Below are 22,852 nucleotides of genomic sequence, written 5' to 3' on the forward strand. Positions count from 1 at the left end.
GTGCAAAGTGGCCGTGGACCGAGGCAGGCAGGCCGAAGTCATAACTGGAACGTAGCGTGCATGACATTGCTACTTAGTCATCCAAATTTTCATGCCGCGTAGCGTCCCCTGCGGCGCCCACGTTCGGCCGGGATTCTAGGTGAACACCCAAAGTACCCGTGTCGGCTGCCCAGAGAGGTTGGCGTAGCGAAACCGGGCATGCGCCGGCACCTGGAAGCCGTCGTTTGCGCCAAGGGTGACCGGCTGCGCCTCGTCGTCCAGCCAGATGGTCAACTCGCCTTCGAGGACGAAGCCACCTTGCTCGTCGCTGTCGTTCAAAGGTTTGTCACCGCTGCTGGCGCCGGGGGCCAGGTGGCTTTCCAGCATCGAAAAACCCGCTGACATGTTCGGCGACACCAACACGTCAGTTATGCCCTCGGCGTAATAGAGGGTGCGGCGTTCATCCGGCCGGGTCACCCAAGGCAAAGCGCGCGGCTTGCTCAGGCTGTAAAAATAGGTGGTGGGTACGCCCAGGGCCTCGCCGATGGCGGTCAGATCGCCCACGGTCGGACGCGAGAGGCCGCGCTCGATCTGCGAGAGAAAACCCACCGACCGGCCGATCTTTTCCGCCAGTGTGCCCAGCGTCACCTTCTTGTGCTTGCGCAGGTCCCGAATCAGTATCGCAAGACCTTCAATTTCTTCCTGCTTGTTCATCTTCCGCCTCTTCTCTCAGACTCTATCGCGCAGACGATACCAGGTCTTGCCAATGACCTCCAGCGGCGCCGCCAGCAACGCGCCGCCGGGAAAAGGCGGATTGCCGATGGACTGATACAGGCCCAGCAATTCGTCGTCACCGAGGATGGCGTCGGCGACTGCCCGGGCAGCGGCGAGCGTGGGAAGCACACCGTGCCCCGAATAGCCTTGCAGCCAGTAGCGCTCGCCGTGCCGGCCAATATCGGGCGTGCGTTTCATGCTGATATCGATATGGCCGCCCCACGCAAACTCCAGTTCGACCCCGCGCAGTTGCGGAAACGCCTGTTCCAGGTAAGGCCGGGTAGCCGCCGCAATATCTTTTGGAATGCCGCCCGCGTAGGTGCAACCGCCGCCGAATAGCAGGCGGTTGTCAGGACTGAGGCGAAAGTAGTCGGGAACAAACTGATTGTCGATCACGCAGCTGTTGCGCGGCAGCAGCGAATGGGCCACGTCCGGCCCCAACGGCGACGTGGCCACCTGATAGGTGCCGACCGGCAGCATGCGCCTGGCAAGTTTTCGATCGAGGCGGTCAATATAGGCATTACAGGCGAGCACCAGCGCGTCCGCCCGCACCTCTCCCATGGGAGTTCGCACGACGTAACCGCCGGGCGTTTCGCGGTAGTCCAGCACCTGGCTCTGCTCGAAAATGCGCCCACCGGCTTGCTCGATCGCCGCCGCCAGACCTTGAGCCAGCTTCAGCGGATTCAGGTGGCCAGCCTCGGGATCGTAGAGCGCCGCATGGTAGCGCTCGCTCGCAATCCATTCAGGCATCTCCTCGCGGGGAATGAAGCGCATCCGGTCGTAGCCCCACTTTTCCTCGGCCTCCCGCCGGACCTGCTCCAGCAAGGCAACGCGGCGCGGCAGCACCGCCGCCCACAAACTGCCGGCGCGGTAGTCGGCATCGAAGCCGTGGCGCGCCGGCAGCTCACGTATCTCCATGGCGGCCCAGCGCATGCTGTCCCATAACTGGCGGGCGCGCTCCAGCCCCAGCGCGGCTTCCAGCGGCGGCATATCGCAGGACCAGCCGAGCAATGCCTGGCCTCCATTGCGCCCGGACGCCGCCCAGGCCACCCGGCTCGCCTCGAGCAGGGTGACGCGCTTGCCCGCATGCGCGAGGCGCAGCGCCGTGTGCAAGGCGCTGAAACCTGCGCCGACGATTAGTACCTCGGTGTCGAGGCGCTCTTCCAAAGTCGGGCGCCGTGGAATCGGGCCCGGATAGGTGCGCGCGTAGTAGCTCGCGACATGCTCGGCGGACTGATGGAACATCGGCGCTGCCTCATGAAAAATTCAATCGCTAATTTCATGAAAAAATAGCATTAATTTTTCACGGAGGCAAGCATGGACTAAAGCGTCTCCATATCGAGCAAAGACAGGAGGCCGATGAAGTACGCAGGGCGATGTCGATTTCAGATAGGCGGGTTCGTCGTAGCAGACACGACAGTGCGGTGATGAAGCGGACCGCTTCGTTACGTTCGAGCGCTACTCGCGGTCGCCGGACGAGGCATTTGCGTCGACTGTCTACCGGTCGTGGCGCGGGCGAGGGTCGAAGCCCCGTGCCGCCGGTTGGGGCGCCCGCGTGAAGCTGAGGGTCGTCAGCCGCCCTCTTTCATCTGCTTCAGAATCTTGTAGACGGTGGCGCGCCCCATTGTCAGCACGGCGGCCACGTAATTCGCGGAACTGCGGCCGCGAAACGCGCCCTGCGCATGCAGCGCCTCGACGATTTCCCGCTTGTGCTCACGCGTGAGCGCATTGATGCCGATTTGCCGCTCGCGCAGCCAGGTGTGCAGGAAAGTGTTGATGCGGTCCTGCCAGTCGTCGCGGAACAGTTCCTCCGCGGGCGCGTCCGTCAGATTGCCGCCTTTGATGAACAGATCGAGCGTGGAGCGCACATCTTCGAACACCGCGATGTTGAAGTTGACGCACAGCATGCCGGCCGGCTTGCCGTCGTCGTCGAACAGGATGTTGCTCACGCAGCGCATGCGGCGGCCGTCCCAGTTGAGCTTCTCGTACGGCCCGATCGTCCGGCCGCGCGCCGCGTAATGGACTTCGTCGAGCACCGAGGGGCCGCCAACTTCGAGCTTCGACAGATTGTTCACGAGATACGCGATGGTCTGGTCACGCAGGTCGTGAATCACGACTTCGGCACACGGATAGAACAGCGCAGCGATGCCGTCTGCAATCGGTGCGTAGCGGTCCAGCAGCAGGTCCTTCACAGGAGAGACGGTTGTCTTGCGCATTGAGAAATCGCAGTGTTCCAGGGATACAGCGCCGCTTTCGTCTCACTGAGCCAAAAGGACGCCGGGGTTATGGCCGGCAGACGGCATAAGCACAATGAAGCCGGACAGCCAGGCGCGGCAACTCGCCATTGTAACGACCCCAATCAGCGACGACGACCGCGAACGCATAGCGAATTCGCAGCGGCTATTTTATTGCGGGGCCGCATCGCGCGTTGCACCTTGATGAGCGCTCGACGGCACGCGGTCCGCCCGTTGCGGTTGTTGCATCCGCACCCGGCGATTTTTGTTCGCTTGGCGGGCGCTTTTTTTTCGTGCGATAAAAGAATCCTCTATTTCACGGAGCAACCGATGGCCACGCTCGAAGCGTTTCGCGCCGTGCTCGATGACGAAGGCACGCCGGAAATCATCCGCAATCACATCATCGATTCGTTGCAGTACACGCTGCGCAATCACGGGCAGATTTTTACCTCGAAGGAAGTCGAATGGCTGGCCGGCTGGGATGACGCACGTATTCCGCTCGCAGCCTCACGCGAGTTGCAGAAGCGCGTCGCCGAAACCACCCGCTGAAGCTAGCCGCCTTCGTCCTTACGACGCCACTTCACACACGGCGTGCGGCTCATGCCCGGTGCGCCGTCCGCGGTGACCCTTTTTCGCCCAAAGCCCCGCCGGCTGGGCGGTTTGTCCGCACGCGGAAGTTTTTGCTATCCAATTAGCCCCATTTAGTGCATCATATTGGAATAGCTGTATTCCGCATCCGCATTATCGTGATGAGAAGCGGTAAATAGAAGCGAAGCGGGAATACAAGCGGCAGTACCCGGCACAGTATCAATCGGCGCCTCCGCACCACCCCCGACTGTTCGACCGCTGCCAGTCAGCGATCCCGTCACTCCGGCAATGCGCCGCCTGCATTCGCCGTCGCGAGTTGTGTAGCTGAGTGGTTCATTCACGCGCCCGATGTCTGCGCGACATCAGCGTGTTTCTTCTCCATCGAATCCGCGACTTTGCGCGGTCGCGCTCATGCCCTTGCCACTGGGCCTGTGCCAACCTTTTTCCATGGCGGCGCGCCCCAAGGTGCTGCGCTGCCGGGCCTGTTGTGTCGCGCGTAACACGCGTGACACAGGGGCCACGTAATACAGGACACGTGCTTCATGAATTCAGCTGTCAAGACGTACAAGGGTTACGAAATTCATCCGCTCGTCTATCCGCGCCGCCCGACGGACGGTCAGACGAGCCGCAATCCGGACGCAGGTTACGACGCGTCGGTGCGCATCTGCCGCGTGGGCGCCAATCCGGCGGCCGACGGGCGTGTGTTCCGTCTGCAGTATCTGTTTCCGTTCGACGGCACGGGCAAGGCGCGCATTGCGTGCATGGCCCATGCCGAGCAATTGATCGACGGCCGTGTAGACGGCCAGTCCGTCGCCGATCTTTGAGCGGTACTATCAGCGAATCCGCTGTTGCCGCAATACAGCTGGCCTGAAAGCCAACTGTCAACCGTATCAGATGTTGCGCCAGGCGGCTAAGCCGTGCGGCCAACACCCACTTATCCCATCGACCAGGAGTTATGCATGGCGAAAGAAGAACTGCTTGAACTTGACGGTATCGTCGACGAAGTACTTCCGGATAGTCGTTACCGCGTGACGCTCGACAACGGCGTCGTGGTTGGCGCTTACGCGTCCGGACGCATGCGCAAGAACCACATCCGTATTCTCGCGGGCGACCGCGTGACGCTGGAACTGTCGGTTTACGATCTGACCAAAGGCCGGATCAATTTCCGTCACAAAGACGAGCGCGCCACCGGTGGCGGCGGCGCACGCAACACGCAATTCCGTCGCCGTTAAGGCTGGCGGCACGCTGATCGCTCATTGAGCTGCTTATTTGGCTCATTTTTGATCGATCTTTGCGTGACCTATTGCTAGTTATTGCTGGTTTGTAGTTCGCGAAGCCTTTCGCGCGCCTTCCTCCGGCTTGATTCGTTGACTCGAGCCCGAGCGGCGCGCTGCGGCGTCGTATGAGTTGCACTCGCTATACCCGTGTTACCCGTTGCACGCTACGCCTGACCGACAGATCGGCTTGCTGATTCGTCTCGCGCATCGCATCAACGACCGTCGGCCTTGACGCCTCGCGCCGTCCGCCGCAGCCGGGTGTCCTGCACCTTGCGCACTGCGCAGCGTCCTTTCCCTATAGCCCGAACACCGCACCGAGATTCTCTCCTGCGGCGCTTTTGCGCACCTGTTCGATCACCCGCCCCTCCAGTTCCGACAAATGTTCGCGCATTGCTGTCAAGGCGGCATGCAGGTCTCCTGCATCGAGCGCTTCAATGATTTGCGTGTGCTCGTCGGCGGAACAGGTCGAACCCTTCGACGGGTCGAACAACGCCTTGTACAACTCGGTCTTCGCGACGAGTTGTCCGACGAGGCCAAGCAATTCCGTACCGCCCGCCAGTTCCGTCAACAACACGTGAAACTGACCCGCCAGCCGCACGGACTCCTCGATCGCGCCCGCGCGCAAAGCCTTTTCCTCGCTACGCACATGGGCACGCAGGCGGCGTTTGTGCGCCGCGCTCAATGTCCCGCACAACGCGGCGATGATGCCGGCCTCGACAATCTGCCGGGCACGGTACACCTGCCGAATATCTTCTTCCGATGGCGACGGCACAAACGCGCCGCGATTCGCCTCGAGCACCAGCTTGCCTTCGAAACCCAGCCGCGCGAGCACTTTGCGCAACGCGCCGCGCGTGCAACCGAACGCGGCGGCAAGATCGCGCTCGACCAGTTGCGCGCCCGGCCGCAAGCGGCCTTGCAACAACGCAGCCGTGATCGATGCGTAAATGCACTCTTCGACGCTGATCGAGTCGTCTTCGGACGCGCTGCGAATGGGTAGGCCGACGTCGGCGGACGGCATACGAGAGGAACGGGAGGCCATGAATTCAGTGACGGAGAACGGAGCGATATCGCCCGGCATTGTAGCGACGCGAGACGGCGGACACCATCCGCCGAGACGGGGACTTATACCGGGCATCAGAAAAATGGTTAACCATTTTAAGTTATTATGGTTGACCAAAATAGTCTCGGACAGTTTTTTCGACCCTGCTCCAGACTTGAGCCGTCTTGCCGCAGCCGGTTGCGCAGCGCCCTCTTCCCGCTCGCAAGGCGTCGCCCACTCCCGCATTCAGGTCTATTGTGAATTCGCACTCCAGCGTCAGCTCGCCCCAACACCATGCCAACGACGCATCCCACGCACTTACGCGGCGGGACGCGCTATGGCTATGCGCGATCATCGTGATCGGCGTCAATCTGCGCCCCTTGCTAACGTCGATCAGCCCCTTGATGACGACGATCCGCGGCGCAACCGGGCTGAGCTTCTACGGCGCGTCGCTGCTGACCAGTCTGCCGGTTGTCGCAATGGGCATCGGCGCGTTCGGCGCTAGCGCGCTAAGCCGGTCGATCGGTGAAACGCGCGGGGTTGCGCTCGGTTTGCTGGCGATCGCACTTGCCTGCGGCGCCCGCTGGTCGACCACCAGCGGCGCAGCGCTCCTTGCGACGGCGGCACTCGCGGGCGTCGGTGTTGCAGCGATCCAGGCCTTGCTACCCGCCGTCATGAAACAACGTTTTCCTGCACGCGTGCCGCTGGCGATGGGCGTTTTCTCGGCATCGATCATGGGTGGCGGCGGCCTCGGAGCGCGCTTGAGTCCGTGGGTAAGCGCTGCGTCGGGGTCGTGGCATGCAGGGCTCGCTGTATGGGCTCTTCCCGCTGTCGTGGCATTGCTGTGCTGGCTGGGTTTGAACCGGGGACCTTCGCATGGCCCCGCGACGCAGCCTGCTCCGGCAAACGCGCTGGTTCCCTCGCTTTGGCGCAAGCGGCGCGCGTGGACGCTCGGGTTGTACTTCGGCATCGTTAACGGCGGCTATACGACGCTCATCGCGTGGTTGCCGGCGTTTTATCAGCAACATGGCGCGAGCGTGGCGGATAGCGGTTCGCTACTTGCCGGCATGACGGTGTTTCAAGCGATCGCCGCCCTACTGCTGCCCCTTGCTGCTGCATCGTTTCGCGATCGGCGCCCCTGGTTGATTCTCGGATTGTCGGCGCAACTGGTCGGCTTGCTTGGATTGATCTTCTGGCCCGATGTCGCGCCATTGGTGTGGGTCGGCGTCACGGGCGCAGGACTTGGCGGGACGTTCTCGCTGACGCTTGTTACGGCGATGGATCATTCGACTCACCACAGTGTGGCGGGAAAGCTCGTCGCGTTCACGCAAGGGGTTGGCTTTGTTGTAGCGGCCATTGCGCCTGTTTTTGCCGGCATGGTCCGGAGTTGGACAGGCGGCTTCGGCGCCGCCTGGGTCATGCTGGCCGGTGGCGTTGCGGCCATGATCGCCGTGAGTTTCTTCTTTTCGCCGCGCAGTTATGCGAAATGGAGTTGATTCGGCAGACTTTGTCCTGGTGCTTTCACGCTGACGCGGCAGTGTGGAAGCCATCGCTCAGCCACCGGCGCGATACGTGCCGTCCGGTGCGCAACCAGCACGTTTACCTCCTCCATCACATCCCCTACCTTAGCCACCGGACTGATTTGATACGTCGGTCTGCGTGGACACACGTCGATAGTCTTACGCGACAGGTAAGTTATCTGATGGACAAATAGATACTCCTGATTGTTTACATCAACCAGGCTACTTATTCTCATACACACGCTATTTATTGCCTGCACCCCAACACAAGAACCCGATTGGCCGATTAATAGCCACAGAAGGTCACATAGCAAGTATGTCGTCGCTCAGGATAATTATTTAGGAATCTTTATGTAGTCAAAAAATAGATTGCATTGACGGACCGAAGAGTGGCATGGAGATGTGGCGTCACCAATAACCACTGTACGACTACTTCATAAAAACAGGGGCAATCATTTCCACCCTCCCCCAGCATGCAATGATTCATGATGACGCAGACGCGAACGCTTTGATCGCGCGCGCGGATGCGCATTTTTCCGCGCAGCGAATGACCGACGCAATGAGCGGTTATCGGAAGGCACTAGCCGTACGCCCTCATGATGCACACGCACTACACCGTATGGGACTCGCCTGTATTCACGCGAACCAGATGGATTCGGCGCGCGGATATCTGGAACAGGCATTGCAAGCCGCTCCTGAGCGGGCCGAATTATGGGAACACGCGGGCCTGCTTGCCGCATGGAGGCGCGATCACGCATCGGCCGAAACGTTCTATCGGCACGCGATCAGCCTGTCTGGCAATACCGCCAGTCTCCACAGAAATCTTGCCGACTCCCTGCGGCTGGCCGGCCACCTCAGCGAGGCAATCACCCATTACGAAAAGTCCATTGAAATCGAACCCGAATTGCATCACGCCGTTCGCATGCTCGCCCGGATCAATACGCAACTCGGGAAAGTGGATGACGCTGCGAACTATTGGCTACGCGCGTGGATGCTCGACGCGACCAGCCTGCAAGACGGACTGGACCTGATCGCCGCACTGGCAAAAGCCTGCCGCACACATCAGCTTGACGAAGCTATTGCGCAGATCAGAACTCGCTTTGCTGACGACGCCGCAGCGCTAACCTCGCTCGCGTTCGTGTTGAACACACACGACCGTTTCAGCGATGCACTCAGCGTAGCCCGGCAGGGACTCACCCTCGATCCGCAACACCCGTTTCTGCATCACAACGCGGCAAGAGCATTAAGCATAAGCGGCAATGTCATCGACAGTCGGCCACACAGCATGACAGCGGCACAACGTCTGCCGGATAACCCCTATCTGCAATTCCACCTCGCGGGTGTGCTGCTTGCCCTTGGCGAATTCGATGAAGGCTGGAAGCAATACAGATGGTTCTACGAATTCCCCGAGCGGGAAAACGAGCTAGTTCGCCCTGATTTTCCTGAGTGGAACGGTGAACCCGTCGCGGGTTGCCAGTTCCTGCTCGTCGGCGAACAGGGTCGCGGCGACGAAATACAGTTCATCCGATTCGCCGAGTGGCTGCACCGGCAGGGGGCGACGGTCGACGTGCTGGTCAGTCCGCCGATAGCGAAACTGGCGGCCGGCATGAAGGGCGTGCGGACTGTATTGACCGCTGTGCCGCCGGGACCTTATGCCTACTTCTGTCACATGCTCAGGATACCGGAGCATATGAAACTCGATTTACCCATGCTTCCCGTCGTCATGCCCTATCTCGCCGCAACGCCGGAAAAAGTACGCAATTGGCAGGCTCATCTCGACGCTGTTTCCCCGCGTAGAAAACATGCCCATCACAAACGTATCGGCGTCGTATTTGCGGGCAGCCCCCACCACGTTCTCGACCGCTATCGCTCTATCCGGCTAGAGACGTTAAAGCCCTTGTTCGGTCTGCGTGGGATCACCTGGTATTCCGTGCAAAAAGGCGACCGCGAGCATGAAAGCGAAAGCATCGCGCACGACTGCGACTTGCACACGCTGGGGCCCACAATCAATGACTTCACCGATACGTTAGCGATACTTCAGACGCTCGATCTTCTCATTACGGTCGACACGTCGGTCGCCCACCTTGCCGGTGCAGCCGGACTTCCTGTTTGGGTGCTCATCCCCGCCTATTCCGAGTGGCGATGGCTGACCGGCAGAACCGATAGTCCGTGGTATCCGTCAATGCGCCTGTTCCGGCAGCAGACGCTTGGCGAGTGGGATCCCGTTGTCAAGGAAGTGCAGGATGCGCTGCTGGCGTGGCGGGACACACCAGCCGCCCAAGTTTGCGTTGAGTGAGATTTTGCCTCGCTATCAGCAGCGGCAAAGCGGCACTGAACCGATACCAGCTCACGTTCCATGCACAATGCGCCGCTCAGGTGCATTCCCGTCGCATGCCTCGTTCGGGTGCACGCTCCATTATCGGCACTGTCCGTAAGCCCATGAATGCACGACTTTCACCGCAGCGTCCGTCTTCTGGCATACAGGTTGCTTTATCCGTAGCCAGCCGTCCATCACCCCCACCCCATGCTGCGCGTCCTGCTCGTCACCGATACCGATAAGCCCATTGGCGATCTGCGCGATGCCCTCGCACGACTTGGCTACGAGATGCTTGCCGGCACGGCGACGCCGCAAGCGCTGCACCGCGTGGTTCAGAGCGAACGGCCGGACGTCATCATCATCGATACGGAATCGCCCTCGCGCGACACGCTCGAACAACTCGCGGTCATGAATGCCACCGCGCCGCGTCCGGTGCTGATGTTCAGTCACGACGCGAACCAGCAGCTGATCCGCGCTGCGGTCGGTGCGGGGGTCACGGCCTACCTCGTCGAAGGTCTCGCCACGGAGCGGCTTGCGCCAATTCTCGAAGTCGCGCTCGCACGGTTTGCGCAGGAGTCTGAGTTGCGCGAACGCCTCGCGCAGGTCGAGAACGAACTCGCGGAACGCAAGCTGATCGATCGCGCCAAGCGCCTCCTGATGGATCAGCAGAAAATCACCGAACATGCCGCGTACGCGACCCTGCGCAAGCGTGCGATGAACCAGGGTGTCAAACTCGCCGAAGTCGCGCGCGCCGTCGTCGCGTCCGCAGACTCGCATAAATGAAGCGCCGCTCATGAACTCTTCCGCCCCGCTCACCTCATCGTCCGCGCCCACGCCGCTCGAGAAAACTCATCTGAGACTCGGCTTCGTGGCGTTGTCCGATGTCGCGCCGCTCGTCGCCGCGAAGCTGCTTGAATTCGGCCACGCACATGGTTTGACGCTGGAATTGTGCCGGCAACCTTCATGGGCCGCCGTGCGGGACAAGCTCCTGTCAGGCGATCTCGATGCGGCGCATGTGCTCTATGGGCTCGTCTACGGCGTGCAACTCGGCCTCGGTGGTCCGCAAGCGGATATGGCCCTGCTGATGGTGCTCAATCGCAACGGCCAGGCGATCACGCTGTCGAACCGTCTCGCCGATGCATTGGCCGCACACGGCACGCTGCCCAAGGCGCTGGCGACGCTCGGCCGCAAGCCGATGTTCGCGCAGACATTCCCCACCGGCACGCACGCGATGTGGCTGTATTACTGGCTGGCGTCGCAAGGCGTGCATCCGCTGCGCGATATCGAGAGCGTCGTGATTCCACCGCCGCAAATGGTCGCCGCGCTTGCCGAAGACAAACTCGACGGCCTATGCGTCGGCGAACCGTGGAATGCGATGGCCGAAACGGAGGGTGTCGGTAGAACGGTCGCCTATACGAGCGAGGTGTGGCCCGATCATCCCGAGAAAGTACTGGCGTGCCGGCGTGATTTTGTCAGCGCCAATCCGAACTCGGCGCGCGCGCTGGTGCAGACAATGCTCGAAGCATGCCGCTGGCTCGACGGCGCGGGACATCGCGAGGAAATTGCACGCTGGCTTGCGCGGCCCGAATTCATCGGTATCGATGAGACATTGATTGCGACGCGGCTCGGCAACGAGATCGCGGCTTCGGCGCCGCGCGGACTACCCGTGCGGTTTTTCGACAATGGCGCAGTGAACTACCCTCGCGCCGCCGACGGTGCCTGGTTCCTCACGCAATTCGAACGCTGGGGCATGATCGACGCACGCGCGGACTACGCGGAGATCGCGGCGCACATCAACCAGACGCAGTTGTATCGTGAGGCGGCTGCACGCGTCGGCATAGCGGTGCCGGGCGATGAGGGTTCCCAAGTGCTAATCGACGGTACGGTATGGGGTAGCGATACGCCATCCGGCGCCTACGCACATCGCTTCGCTATTCGCGCATAGCATATGCATATGCATTGCGGTTGAGACGAGATCGCCACGCGGCCTTAAACATTGCCGTCCAGTAGCCTAGAATGAATCAGGTAAACGCAACGACCGTTAGCGTCATATTTGAACTAACACCGATGCAAACAGGACTCTGCAGCGTCTACACATAGGTGAGACTTCAAGCGGGCCCGATTGGGTAACCAGCATCACTAGCCGACAGAAGGAATGCCATGTCACAAACAAGCCGTGATACCGGCAAGGCGTCCCGCCAAAGCCTGTTATGGTTCATAGCATTGTGGCTGCTCGGCGTTATCGGCACAGGGCTGCTCGTGTTGCCGTTCCACCTGCTGGTTGCCGCGGCTATGCATCATTAGCATTCACGCGTGCCCCGACACCTATGCGTGCGGGCGCACCATGCCGCCTGTCAAGGCCGCTCGAGCGTTTTCGGTAACTGTCCAAGTTGCCGGAACACGGATAGCCAGTCCTCGAGGTGCCATGTTTTCGCAATCAAATTGCCGCGCGTCTCATGGAAAGAGTGAATCGCGAAACTAATGGGCTTCGAACTTGCCGCAATGCCAAGCAGTTTCCCGGTTTGCGTGCCGCTGATCTCCGCACGAACCCCCACCCGGTTCCCATGAATCAACAAGTCGAGAATGGTGACTTTCATATCGGGTAGTGCTGTGGTGATCTCGGCAAACACCTGACTCATCTGGTCAGGTCCCGGCGCCGCCCCGGGGGGTTCTGGAATATATTCCCAGTCAGCGGTGACGACTTCTCGCAACAACGCGACGCTTTTCTGCTCGAAGGCGCGATAGAACCCTTCGATCGCTTGACGGGTAACATCTTCGTTGGCCGGTAGGGTCATGTTCGGTTACTCCTGAAGTAGGCTCGCGACAAAATCTGGACCGAACCATGCTGCACGAATGCCGGCCTATCTATTGGCAGCAGACATCTGAGGCGGCATCCGTCTGGTTTGTTCCAAAGTCTACCTCGACGAGCATTCGCGCGCTCCGTGCTTGCGCTCAGGCCAGTGGCTTGCGAACAACGTGCCCTCCATAGCCGAGCACGATATTGTCGACTTCAAACGGTGAAGCCTCCTGCGCCTCGAGGATGAACGCAACGCTGCCCGGGGTGAGCTTGCTGGATACTGATTCGACCAGTTCGCTGTCGAGCGTTTCCTTGATCGCATGCCCGGCCAGTCCACCGCTTGCGCCTATCGTGAAACCAAGTATCGCCCCTGCCGGTCCGCCCATCAGCCCGATCAGTCCGACCGTCAACGCGCCGATCACGGTGCCCCAAAACGGCCGGGTATGCTTATCGAGCACGATCAGTTTGCCGGTAGCGTCCTTTTGAACCAGCACACCGCTCTCGACTTTGAAACCAAGGTCTTTTTCTTCAAAGTTCCGGAAATCCCGGCCGGCTCTTTCGGCAATGTCCACGTTGTCGAAAATCGCGACAATCAACTGTTGCGCCATTTGATCGCTCCTCGTATCGCTAACGTTGTCTATCAAAGATAGTGAGTTTCGTCGGCCGCGCCATGTGTTTATGTCCGATTCATGGCATCGGTCGAAGTACGCATTAACCATCGCGCGCCCCCTGCTGAGAATGTCCGGCGTGCAGTGGTTCAGCATCGTCACAATCCGCTGCACCCGCGCGGGTATCTGGCGTTGGGTCTGACTCAGGAGATTCAGTTCGAATGGCGGCAAGTCGAAACCCGGCAGTATCCGGACCAGCCTGCCCGCAGCGAGCGCCTCGACGCACGCCGGCTCTTCCAGCACCGCGATGCCGGCGCCCGAGAGAACCATTTCATACATGGGCCGCCAATGACTGGTTCTGACCGCCGTACGGATCTGCACATTCTCCACGACGGTTGCCCTGTGCCTGAGCGGCAACTGTTCCGTGCTGAACATGCCCTGGACACGAATGAATGGGTGTTTGATCAGATCGGACGGATCGGTGATCGGGCCTTGCTGGCTCAGATAAGCTGGCGCAGCAACGAGAATGCGGCCCACCTGCCCCAGTTGACGGGCAATGAATGCCCCTTCTCCAAGCTGCCCAAGACGAAACGAAATATCGACGCCCTCCGTCACGAGGTCGACGATCCTGTCGTTCAGGACCAGTTCAAGGTCCAGTTGGGGATAGGCTGCGCGCACCCGGGTCAACGCCTCCGGCACGACCGTCTCGCCAAAGCAATGGGGCGCCGCGATACGAATCGTCCCCTTGAGGCCTTGCTCATCGTTCGACACTTCAGCGACTGCCTGCTCCACCGCGCGCAGAATCCTCTTGCTACACTCGTAGAAGGTCACCCCTTCGGGCGTGCGATTGAAAGCGCGTGCGCTACGGAGCAGGAGCCGGCAGCCAAGGTATTTCTCCAACCGCTCGATACGTTCGCTTGCAGCCGGCTGCCCTATATTGAGGTCCCTTGCCGCGCCGGAGAAACTCCCACGCTCAACCACCCTCACGTAGATACGCATGGCTTCGAGCAGATTCACCGTACCCGGCCTCCATTCGCAATGCGAATTATTCGATACCACCTGACCTGCTTCGACAAACAGGTCTGAACGAAAGGATTTTCAGACTATTGGCCGCCGTGAACCGCTGAATACAACGTCGCGTGGAAAACCCTCGGAGAGACGGAAATCAGATAGACGGCCCCTGAATAACCGGATGGTAACGATATGACAGGAGAATAAAAGACCGCCATACCCGATATGAAGTATCGAATGAGAAGCAGAGATTTTCGACAAAACAATGTCAAACGCTATCGGCACACGATCTCGCCTGACGCCGCTTGATGCGTTGTCGGCGGGGGCTATACGAAACGCAGCGGAAAGCAACGAAACGCAACCGGATCGTCAATCTGGCTTCCAAATGCTACATTCGAACTCATTCAATGCCTTGGCACTGTTTCCATAAAATGCCTGGGCGGTATAACATCACCGGACCTATCGTCGAACATCAACAATGTCACGTATCGCTGCGTATCACCTGATGACGAGGCAACGCTTCGCGTGTGTCTGCGGCAACAACCCATGCGCACCATCCGGACGAAAAATCTGCGCACGCCTTAAACTGACGATCACGAAGACGGAAAGACATTCGCGCCATTCCCGACATCAATAACGGTTCATCCCTATTCAATCCGATGCCCAAAGACACCCCAGAATCGCAAGCCGTTTGTAATGACATCACGCGTAGCGCGATCTTCATCGTCGCGACCTTCGCGGGGGGCGACGACGCCGCCGAACAGGTGCGCGCGTGGTGTGGGGACGTTGCCGCCCTGGTGCGCTCGGTCGGCAAGCGCGTCCCCTCCGGCAACCTGTCGTGCGTCGTCGGCTTCGGCTCCGACGTGTGGGACACCCTGTTCGGCGCGCCGCGCCCGGCGAATCTGCATCCGTTTCGCGAATTCGGCGAGGGCGAACGTCGCGCCGTGCGTACGCCGGGCGACATCCTGCTGCACATCCGCGCGGATCAGATGGATCTCTGCTTCGAACTCGCCACGCAGCTGACAGGACGGCTCGGCGCTGCGATCTCGGTGGTCGACGAAATACACGGTTTTCGCAACTTCGATCTGCGCAGCATGGTGGGTTTCGTCGACGGCACCGAGAACCCGGCGGGTCGCAAGGCCGTCGATTCCACCCTCATCGGCGACGAGGATCCGGCGTTCGAGGCCGGCAGTTATGTCATCGTGCAGAAGTATCTGCACGACATGACCGGCTGGAACGGCCTGTCCGTCGAGACCCAGGAGCGCATCATCGGCCGTACGAAACTGACCGACATCGAACTCGACGAAGCGGTCAAACCCTCGTGTTCGCACAGCTCGCTCACCACGATCACCGAGAACGGCGAGGAGGTGAAAATCCTCCGCGACAACATGCCGTTCGGCCGCCCCGGCATGGGCGAGTTCGGCACGTACTTCATCGGTTATGCCCGTTCGCCCCAGCCCATCGAGCAGATGCTGGAAAACATGTTCGTCGGGCGGCCGCCAGGCAATTACGACCGGCTGCTCGACTATAGCCGCGCGGTCACGGGTAGTCTCTTCTTCGTGCCGTCGGCCACCTTGCTCGAGGCGCTCGCCGATCTCGATCCGCAAGCTGCCGCCGCTGTCGAGCCACAGCCCGAACCTGCTTCGTCCGCCGAGCCGCGTCATGACGGCTCGCTGAATATTGGCTCTCTCAAGGGAATCTCTCAACATGAATAACCTGCATCGCGAGCTTGCTCCAATCTCCCGTGCCGCCTGGTCGCAGATCGAAGATGAAGTGGCTCGCACTTTCAAGCGCAGCGTCGCCGGCCGTCGTGTGGTTGACGTCAAGGGTCCGGGGGGAACAGAGCTGTCCGCTGTCGGCACGGGCCACCAGATCACGATCGCCGCGCCGCAGCAGGGCGTCGTGGCGAAACTGGCCGAGGTAAAGAGCCTCGTCCAGTTGACCGTGCCGTTCGAACTGCAGCGCGAAGCGATCGACAGCGTCCTGCGCGGCGCGAAAGATGCCGACTGGCAGCCCGCGAAGGAGGCAGCCAAGCAGCTCGCGTACGCCGAAGATCGCGCGATCTTCGATGGATATAAAGCTGCGGGCATAGGCGGCCTTCGCGAAGGCTCGTCGAATCCGGTGCTCGCACTGCCGGCCGACGTCAGCGACTATCCGAACACGATCAGCAACGCGCTCGAAGAGCTGCGGCTTGCCGGTGTCGACGGGCCCTATTCCGTGCTGCTCGGCGCCGACGCGTACACGGCACTCGGCGAGGCGCGCGATCAGGGTTATCCGGTGATCGAACACATCAAGCGGATCGTGAATGGCGACATCATCTGGGCGCCCGCGCTTGCCGGCGGCAGCGTACTATCCACGCGCGGCGGCGACTTCGAGCTGCACCTTGGCGAAGAGCTGTCGATTGGATACGTGAGCCACACCGACACGGTCGTGCGCCTCTATCTGTGCGAAACGCTGACATTCCTGATGCTGACGAGCGAAGCATCGGTCTCGTTGACGCAAGCCGAATAAGCACCCGCATAAAGCCCGGATTGACTGCGTCTTCCGGGCTTTATCGAATGCCTTTTTTCGAAGCCCCCTTCGATCGCGCCGATCCTATCAAGTCAATCCCCCCGTCTATCGCCGACTAAACCGAGAAACGGCGTGAACCGATATTTAGAATCGGAACGCATCGGGATGCATCAAACCGGCGAATTGCCGATAATCAAATTGAAGTGACCCGGCAGGCTCAGGCCCGCAACGACGGCGCTAGAAGTGCCGACACCTCGTCGTCGGCAAGCACTTCAAAACGACCTGTCACCTCACTGCAGTCGACGTGCACTCTCTCCAGGATTTCCGACGTGCACTTTCTCAACATCGTCACAAGCATCCGCACCCGGGGCGGCACCGGACGCTGCGCCTGGATCAGTACATTCAGATCGAAGGGCAGCACCTCGAATTCCGGCAGTATGCGCACGAGCCGGCCCGCGGCGAGCGCCTCGACACACGCCGGTTCTTCCAGCACCCCAATGCCCGCACCCGAGAGGATCATTTCGTACATGGGCCGCCAATGACTGGTTCTGACCGCCGTACGGATCGGCGCGCTCTCCACGACGGTCGCCCTGTGCCTGAGCGGCAACTGTTCCGTGCCGAACATGCCCTGGACCCGGATAAACGGATGCTTGACCAGTTCGGACGGCTCGGTGATCGGACCGTGCTGGCTCAGATAACCCGGCGCAGCAACCAGAATGCGGCCCACCTGCCCCAGTTGACGGGCAATGAATGCCCCTTCTCCAAGCTGCCCAAGACGAAACGAAATATCGACGCCCTCCGTCACGAGGTCGACGATCCTGTCGTTCAGGACCAGCTCCAGGTCCAGTTGAGGATAGGCCGCGCGCACCCGCGTCAACGCCTCCGGCACGACCGTTTCACCAAAGCAATGAGGCGCGGCGATGCGAATCGTTCCCTTGAGCCCCTGCTCGTCGTTCGACACCTCAGCGACCGCCTGCTCCACCGCATGCAGAATCCGTTTGCTACGCTCGTAGAAGGTGAGGCCTTCCGGCGTGCAGTTGAAAGCGCGTGCGCTACGGAGCAGGAGCCGGCAGCCAAGGTATTTCTCCAACCGTTCGATACGTTCGCTGACGGCCGGCTGGCCGATATTGAGGTCCCTTGCCGCGCCGGAGATACTCTCGCGCTCAACCACCCTGACGTAAATCCGCATGGCTTCTAGCAGATTCATAGTGCCCACCCTCCCTCGGTGCCGATTTCGTGTTGTTCGAGTCCGTTCTTACGCATCAAAAGGTCCTGAAATGGCGACCTGCCTATGCGTATTCGATGGAGAACAGGTTAAGGGCGGGGCATCAGTCGCAGAGTGCACACATCGGGCCGACGCCAGTCAGTACAGTTCTGCTACGCTCCCTGCACCGGGCGGCGGCATGGCGACGCGGGTGCGGGCCAGCCAGGGGAGAGGCCGATATCAGGTGACGCTGCGAAACGCTGAGGGAATCGTCGGATGAATCTCTACGAGAAGCTGGCAGACGACATCGAGAAGCTGATCCGGCAAGGCGTGTACGGGCATGGCGAACGCCTGCCGTCGGTACGGCAGACCAGCCAGCAGCATCGGCTCAGCGTGACGACCGTCATCCGCGCCTACTTGCTGCTCGAAAGCCGGGGCTTGCTAACCGCGAGGCCGCAGTCGGGCTATTTTGTCAACTTTCGGGGCGACGGAGGTGAACGGAAGACGCTCGAACTCCGGCCATCGAAACCGATCCCGATTTCGTCGCCGGTCGACGTCAGCCGGCTGGTGCTGTCCACCTTGCGCTCGATCGGTGTCGACGACGCCGTGCCGCTCGGCTCGCCCTACCCCGACCCGGGCCTGTTTCCCTTCGAAAGGCTCAATCGCTACGCTTACGACGCGGGACGCGGCAAGACGCGCTGGGGCGTAACGGACGCGCTGCCGCCCGGCAATGCGGCGCTCGTGCGCCAGATCGCGCGCCGCTACCTCGAGAACGGCATGGCCGTCGATCCGAACGAGATCATCATCACGGTCGGCGCAACCGAGGCGATCAATCTGTGCCTTCAGGCGGTCGCGAAACCGGGCGACGTGATTGCCGTCGAGTCGCCGACCTTCTACGCGATGCTCCATGCCATCGAACGGATGGGCATGAAAGCGATCGAGGTGTCGACGCATCCGGAGCATGGCATCGATATCGAAGCGCTCGCCGCGATCATGGAATCCCAGACCATCACAGCCTGCATGGTGATGCCGAACTTCCAGAATCCGCTGGGTTTTCTGATGCCGGACGAACGCAAGCGCGAACTCATGCAATTGCTGACGAAGCGGGATATTCCGGTCATCGAGAACGGGGTCTACAACGAGCTTCACTATGACAGCACCCATCCCAGCACGTTGAAGTCCTTCGACACGAAGGGACTGGTGCTTCACTGCGGGTCGTTTTCGAAGACCCTCACGGCAGCCTACCGGATCGGTTGGGCGCTGCCCGGCCGATACCGCGACCAAGTCGAGAAACTCAAGTTTCTGAATACGCTGACGTCTCCGTCGATTCCGCAAATGGCGATCGCGGAATTTCTGGCGCGCGATGGTTACGAGCATCACCTGCGCAGGGTTCGCAGAGCGTATGCGCAGCAGGCCAATCTGATGAAGGCCACCGTCTCGCGTTTCTTTCCCGAAGGCACCCGCATGTCCAACCCCGCGGGCGGCTACGTGCTGTGGATCGAACTGCCGCTCAAGGTCGATGCAATGCGGCTCTACAACCTCGCGCTCGAGCAAGGCATCACCATTGGGCCGGGCTACATGTTCTCGGTCTCGGAGACGACCTATCGGAACTTCATCCGCCTCAATTACAGCAGCCCGTGGTCGAGCGAGATCGAACAGGCGGTGATTACCGTCGGCAAACTTGTTGCGATGTGCGCCCGTTAAAAGACGCGGTTGGGTAACCGATAGCTGCTGCCTGACGCGTGCCGGCACGGGCGAGCCCCGTGCGGTTCGATCTGGATCTACCAGGGCTGGCCTCAGCCCCCCGTGACGGGCGGAAAGAACGCGATTTCGCTGTCCTCGCGCACGACAAATGTGTCGGCGACCATCTCGTGATTGACGGCCGTGCGAAGCGGCCGGCCCGCGCGCAGTGCCTCGGCCATCCGCTCGTCTCTCGATGCGAGCCTGAGCCGCAGGCCGTCAACGGGGAGCTCGGGCGCATCGATGTGCACGATCTCCTGCGAAATGCCGAGCTGTTCACGAACACTGGCGAAATATCTGATGGTGAGTTTCATTCGTCTATTCCTGTTGCCGGTGCGATGGAGGTGCGTGATGCAGGTAAATTGCGCATCAACCCCACCGCAGCATCGACTGCTCGTCGCGCGCCTTGGCCTCGACCCATCTGACCTCACCGTCGCGGCGGATTTCCTTTTTCCACAGCGGTGCATGGGCTTTCAGAAAGTCCATCAGGAATTCGCACGCGTCGAATGCCGCCCGTCGATGCGGCGCGGCGACCACGACGAGGACCACCGCCTCGCCGAGCGCGACACGCCCCACCCGATGCACAATCTTCACCGCCTCCAGACGCCATCGCGCGATAGCCTCTTCGACAATGCTGCCGAACGACTGTTCGGTCATCCCCGGATAGTGCTCAAGTTCGAGCGCGACGACGTCGTCGAAATCGCCGCAATGACGCACCACGCCGAGGAAATTGACAATGGCGCCTACGTCGGGATTGCGCGTGATCGGCATGATCTCCGACTGGATATCGATCGGCTGAAGCTGGACGCGCACTTCGAAGCCCGACGCGATAGTGGCCCCGACAAACGCCGGGTCGCTTGCACACACGCTGGCATGCGTTGCCTCAGCGTGTGCGCGATCACTAGGCGACGGTATTGTCATGGCAGCGCTCCGGTCTGTGTCTGCTTCGCAAGGATTAACCCGCCGTCAGCCGCCCACCAGCGACATACGGACGGTGGGATACGTTTTCCCCGATCCTGCCCGGCGCGGCGTCGAGCGAAGCTCGGAATAGCGGTCGTCGCGCCGGAGCCAGCGGCTGCGCACAACGCCAGCCAGTTGCTCGACTGAGGCGGCATCCGTGAGCCAGGGCCTGAGGTCCGTGCCCTGAGTCGCGAAAAGGCATGAATACAATTGACCGTCGGCCGACACACGGGCGCGCGAACACGATCCGCAAAACGGCTGCGAGACGCTCGCGATGAAACCGACTTCGCCCGCGCCGTCGGCATGGCGATAGTTGACCGCCGTGGCCGTTTGCTCACGCCCGATAACAGGAACGAGAGGAAACGCCGATTCGACGATATCGCGCGTCTCACGAGCCGTGATTACCTTCGCGCTCGACCAGCCGCCCGCGCCGCCAACATCCATATACTCGATGAAGCGCACGGTCACGCCGGTGCCTTTGAACAGCCGCACGAGCGGCAAAATCTGGCTCTCGTTGACGCCGCGCTCGATCACCGCGTTGACCTTGATCGGCGCGAGTCCCGCCGCACGCGCGGCCTCGATCCCTTCGAGAATTCGCGACACGGGCATGTCGACGTCGCTCATCCGGCGAAAGATGGCGTCGTCTACCGCATCGAGGCTGACCGTCACGCGCCCGAGGCCGGCATCGCGCAGCGAGCGCGCCTTCGCGGCAAGCAGGGAGCCGTTCGTCGTCAACGCGAGCTCCATCGGTTTGCCGCTGGCGGTGGTCAGCTTCGCGAGTTGTTCGATCAGGGATTCGAGTCCACGCCGCAACAGCGGCTCGCCGCCGGTGATGCGTATCTTTTCCACCCCGAGCAGCGCGAACGCTTCCGCGAGCTTAAGCATCTGTTCGAACGACAGCCGTTCCGACGACGGCAGAAACCGGTAGTCCGCTCCGAAGGTGTCCCGTGGCATGCAGTACGTGCAGCGAAAATTGCATTGATCGATGACGGACAGACGCAAGTCCCGCAACGGACGATTGAGCGTGTCGAGCGGCGTCGTGACAGCACCGGCGGATACGCTATGGCGGGATGCTGTATCGGCGAGTAGCGGCTGGTCGATGATGTTCACGATCTATCCGAAGGTGGGCTGCATGCGGCGGCAAACGGAGCAAGGGGCATGACGGCAGTCGATCTGTCTGACCGGAAGAGCCGCCAGTCCCTCGATCACCTGCTGGCAGAATAGTGCGTCGGCCTGCTCGACGGGACGCACAGTCTGCGTCGTATTGCAGGAGTACAGTTTGTGCGCCGCATCGGGTGTCACGGCGAGGCCAATGCGCGTCATGCCGGACTGGCAGGCCGGATGTGCCGAAGCGCCTCGCTTAAGTCAACTGATACGCGCGCACCGGCACGACCTCGTCGGGAAGTTCACAGCCACACAGTTCGAGCACCGATCGTTCGATGTTGCGGGTCATGGCGTCAAGCGCCAACGCATTCGGCGCGACCGTAAACGGTTCGGCGACTTCGCTCGCGATCGCTTCGAGCGCAATGAGCGTATAGGAAATGAACACACAAAGAAGCGGCGTGAAAAACTCCGTCGAATCGACAAGACCGAACGGCAACAAAACGCAATAGGCATAGACGGTGCGGTGAAGCAGCACACTGTAGGCGAACGGAATGGGCGTGGAGGCGATCCGTTCACACCCGCCCACTGTCCTGCCCAATTCGTTGATCTGCGCGTCCAGCATCCAGAGCTTGGTATCCGAAATGACCTCCCGGACTTGCAGATCGGCAAACTCGCGACGAATCTCATTGAGCAGCGCCGTCGGTTTGTAGCAGGTGTGCTGCAACGCCTCCGTGCGCGTGCGGCCGAGGAAGCGGACGAGATCGGGTGTCGGGTCGGTCTCACGCAGTTGATGCTTCAACGCGTACACAGTGGCAATCAACGTGTGGGCCATTCGAACGTGGTGATCGCTCCGTGGCGCGTAAGACAGCATCTGCGAGGTCAGCGCGCGCGCCGAGATCAGGAGGCTGCCCCAGAGATGCCGCGCCTCGTTGAAGCGCTCGTAACTTGCGTTGTTGCGGAACGCAAGAAAGATTGCAAGCGCGAGGCCGAACAACGTGAAGGGCGCCGTATTGAGCGGAATCTTTTCGCCGAAAATACGCCCTTGCGTTACCACGGCAAGACTGCTGACGGCGGCCATAAAAATCAGCTGCGGAATAATCGACTGCAACACGGAACCGTTCCAGATAAACAGCAGCCGGAACCAGTTTTGCCCTGGCCTCACAATCATAAATAATGTGCTCTTTTAATG

The 22,852-nt window shown here is 60.8% G+C and carries 22 protein-coding genes and 1 pseudogene; 11 read left to right on the plus strand and 12 right to left on the minus strand.

The genetic code is table 11. The annotated features are described in order from the left end of the window. Window positions 1-135: 135 nt before the first annotated feature. The 3 genes from PQQ95_RS20385 to PQQ95_RS20395 all read right to left on the minus strand — a co-directional run bounded on the left by PQQ95_RS20385 (window position 136) and on the right by PQQ95_RS20395 (window position 2,969). Complete coding sequence (locus PQQ95_RS20385; RefSeq protein WP_408439844.1) at window positions 136-693, minus strand: helix-turn-helix domain-containing protein; 558 nt, start codon at window positions 691-693, stop codon at window positions 136-138. A 15-nt stretch (window positions 694-708) separates the two neighbouring features. Next, window positions 709-1,998, minus strand: coding sequence for an NAD(P)/FAD-dependent oxidoreductase (locus PQQ95_RS20390; protein WP_408439846.1), 1,290 nt, complete (start codon window positions 1,996-1,998; stop codon window positions 709-711). A gap of 326 nt (window positions 1,999-2,324) precedes the next feature. Continuing rightward, on the minus strand, window positions 2,325-2,969 hold the full coding sequence (locus tag PQQ95_RS20395) for a helix-turn-helix transcriptional regulator (RefSeq protein ID WP_169484638.1): 645 nt from the start codon (window positions 2,967-2,969) through the stop codon (window positions 2,325-2,327). A gap of 348 nt (window positions 2,970-3,317) precedes the next feature. Between PQQ95_RS20395 and PQQ95_RS20400 the strand changes: the two genes are divergently transcribed. The 3 genes from PQQ95_RS20400 to infA all read left to right on the plus strand — a co-directional run bounded on the left by PQQ95_RS20400 (window position 3,318) and on the right by infA (window position 4,807). Beyond that, a complete protein-coding gene (locus PQQ95_RS20400) occupies window positions 3,318-3,536 on the plus strand; it encodes a hypothetical protein (RefSeq protein ID WP_028194708.1) in 219 nt (72 codons plus the stop codon). A gap of 581 nt (window positions 3,537-4,117) precedes the next feature. Then, a complete protein-coding gene (locus tag PQQ95_RS20405) occupies window positions 4,118-4,399 on the plus strand; it encodes a hypothetical protein (protein ID WP_095421108.1) in 282 nt (93 codons plus the stop codon). A 135-nt stretch (window positions 4,400-4,534) separates the two neighbouring features. Next, a complete protein-coding gene (gene infA, locus PQQ95_RS20410) occupies window positions 4,535-4,807 on the plus strand; it encodes a translation initiation factor IF-1 (protein WP_012427521.1) in 273 nt (90 codons plus the stop codon). Window positions 4,808-5,147: 340 nt separating this feature from the next. On the opposite strand, the gene PQQ95_RS20415 is transcribed toward infA, so the two are convergent. Then, entirely contained in the window at window positions 5,148-5,870 is a 723-nt protein-coding gene (locus PQQ95_RS20415) for a GntR family transcriptional regulator (protein ID WP_408439848.1), read from the minus strand. Window positions 5,871-6,148: 278 nt separating this feature from the next. Between PQQ95_RS20415 and PQQ95_RS20420 the strand changes: the two genes are divergently transcribed. The 5 genes from PQQ95_RS20420 (at window position 6,149) to PQQ95_RS20440 (ending at window position 12,032) form a co-directional block, all read left to right on the plus strand. Further along, a complete protein-coding gene (locus PQQ95_RS20420; RefSeq protein ID WP_408439851.1) occupies window positions 6,149-7,387 on the plus strand; it encodes a cyanate transporter in 1,239 nt (412 codons plus the stop codon). A gap of 502 nt (window positions 7,388-7,889) precedes the next feature. Continuing rightward, window positions 7,890-9,707, plus strand: a complete 1,818-nt coding sequence (locus PQQ95_RS20425; protein WP_408439853.1) for a tetratricopeptide repeat protein — start codon at window positions 7,890-7,892, stop codon at window positions 9,705-9,707. A gap of 228 nt (window positions 9,708-9,935) precedes the next feature. Next, entirely contained in the window at window positions 9,936-10,511 is a 576-nt protein-coding gene (locus tag PQQ95_RS20430) for an ANTAR domain-containing response regulator (RefSeq protein ID WP_408439855.1), read from the plus strand. Between the two features lie 10 nt (window positions 10,512-10,521). Next, window positions 10,522-11,673, plus strand: a complete 1,152-nt coding sequence (locus tag PQQ95_RS20435) for a CmpA/NrtA family ABC transporter substrate-binding protein (RefSeq protein WP_408439858.1) — start codon at window positions 10,522-10,524, stop codon at window positions 11,671-11,673. A 215-nt stretch (window positions 11,674-11,888) separates the two neighbouring features. Further along, window positions 11,889-12,032, plus strand: a complete 144-nt coding sequence (locus PQQ95_RS20440) for a hypothetical protein (RefSeq protein WP_408439860.1) — start codon at window positions 11,889-11,891, stop codon at window positions 12,030-12,032. Between the two features lie 50 nt (window positions 12,033-12,082). Here PQQ95_RS20440 and PQQ95_RS20445 read toward each other — a convergent pair whose 3' ends face one another. From PQQ95_RS20445 to PQQ95_RS20455, 3 genes and pseudogenes are all read right to left on the minus strand, one after another. Beyond that, window positions 12,083-12,523, minus strand: a complete 441-nt coding sequence (locus PQQ95_RS20445; protein WP_408439863.1) for an ester cyclase — start codon at window positions 12,521-12,523, stop codon at window positions 12,083-12,085. 157 nt (window positions 12,524-12,680) lie between these two features. Continuing rightward, a complete protein-coding gene (locus PQQ95_RS20450; RefSeq protein WP_408440070.1) occupies window positions 12,681-13,244 on the minus strand; it encodes a DUF1269 domain-containing protein in 564 nt (187 codons plus the stop codon). Between the two features lie 9 nt (window positions 13,245-13,253). Beyond that, a pseudogene (locus tag PQQ95_RS20455) lies at window positions 13,254-14,150 on the minus strand (LysR family transcriptional regulator); the annotation flags it as partial. A gap of 653 nt (window positions 14,151-14,803) precedes the next feature. Here PQQ95_RS20455 and PQQ95_RS20460 point away from each other — a divergent pair. Next, entirely contained in the window at window positions 14,804-15,859 is a 1,056-nt protein-coding gene (locus PQQ95_RS20460; RefSeq protein WP_408439865.1) for a Dyp-type peroxidase, read from the plus strand. Beyond that, window positions 15,852-16,655, plus strand: coding sequence for a family 1 encapsulin nanocompartment shell protein (locus tag PQQ95_RS20465; RefSeq protein ID WP_408439867.1), 804 nt, complete (start codon window positions 15,852-15,854; stop codon window positions 16,653-16,655). Before PQQ95_RS20460 ends, PQQ95_RS20465 begins: the two co-directional genes overlap by 8 nt. 217 nt (window positions 16,656-16,872) lie before the next feature. Here PQQ95_RS20465 and PQQ95_RS20470 read toward each other — a convergent pair whose 3' ends face one another. Continuing rightward, complete coding sequence (locus PQQ95_RS20470; protein WP_408439870.1) at window positions 16,873-17,862, minus strand: LysR family transcriptional regulator; 990 nt, start codon at window positions 17,860-17,862, stop codon at window positions 16,873-16,875. 273 nt (window positions 17,863-18,135) lie between these two features. Between PQQ95_RS20470 and PQQ95_RS20475 the strand changes: the two genes are divergently transcribed. Continuing rightward, on the plus strand, window positions 18,136-19,563 hold the full coding sequence (locus tag PQQ95_RS20475) for an aminotransferase-like domain-containing protein (RefSeq protein ID WP_408439872.1): 1,428 nt from the start codon (window positions 18,136-18,138) through the stop codon (window positions 19,561-19,563). 92 nt (window positions 19,564-19,655) lie between these two features. Here PQQ95_RS20475 and PQQ95_RS20480 read toward each other — a convergent pair whose 3' ends face one another. The 4 genes from PQQ95_RS20480 to PQQ95_RS20495 form a co-directional block, all read right to left on the minus strand. Continuing rightward, a complete protein-coding gene (locus PQQ95_RS20480; RefSeq protein WP_408439874.1) occupies window positions 19,656-19,913 on the minus strand; it encodes a MoaD/ThiS family protein in 258 nt (85 codons plus the stop codon). A 55-nt stretch (window positions 19,914-19,968) separates the two neighbouring features. After that, window positions 19,969-20,520 (minus strand): molybdenum cofactor biosynthesis protein MoaE, encoded by a 552-nt coding sequence (locus tag PQQ95_RS20485; RefSeq protein WP_408439877.1) that lies wholly within the window; start codon window positions 20,518-20,520, stop codon window positions 19,969-19,971. Window positions 20,521-20,565: 45 nt separating this feature from the next. Further along, window positions 20,566-21,669, minus strand: coding sequence for a GTP 3',8-cyclase MoaA (gene moaA / locus PQQ95_RS20490; protein WP_408439879.1), 1,104 nt, complete (start codon window positions 21,667-21,669; stop codon window positions 20,566-20,568). Between the two features lie 250 nt (window positions 21,670-21,919). Then, window positions 21,920-22,831, minus strand: a complete 912-nt coding sequence (locus PQQ95_RS20495; protein ID WP_408439881.1) for a bestrophin family protein — start codon at window positions 22,829-22,831, stop codon at window positions 21,920-21,922. Window positions 22,832-22,852: the final 21 nt, after the last annotated feature.

Origin of the sequence: Paraburkholderia caffeinilytica (genome assembly GCF_046030355.1) — a bacterium.
Lineage (GTDB): Bacteria > Pseudomonadota > Gammaproteobacteria > Burkholderiales > Burkholderiaceae > Paraburkholderia > Paraburkholderia caffeinilytica_B.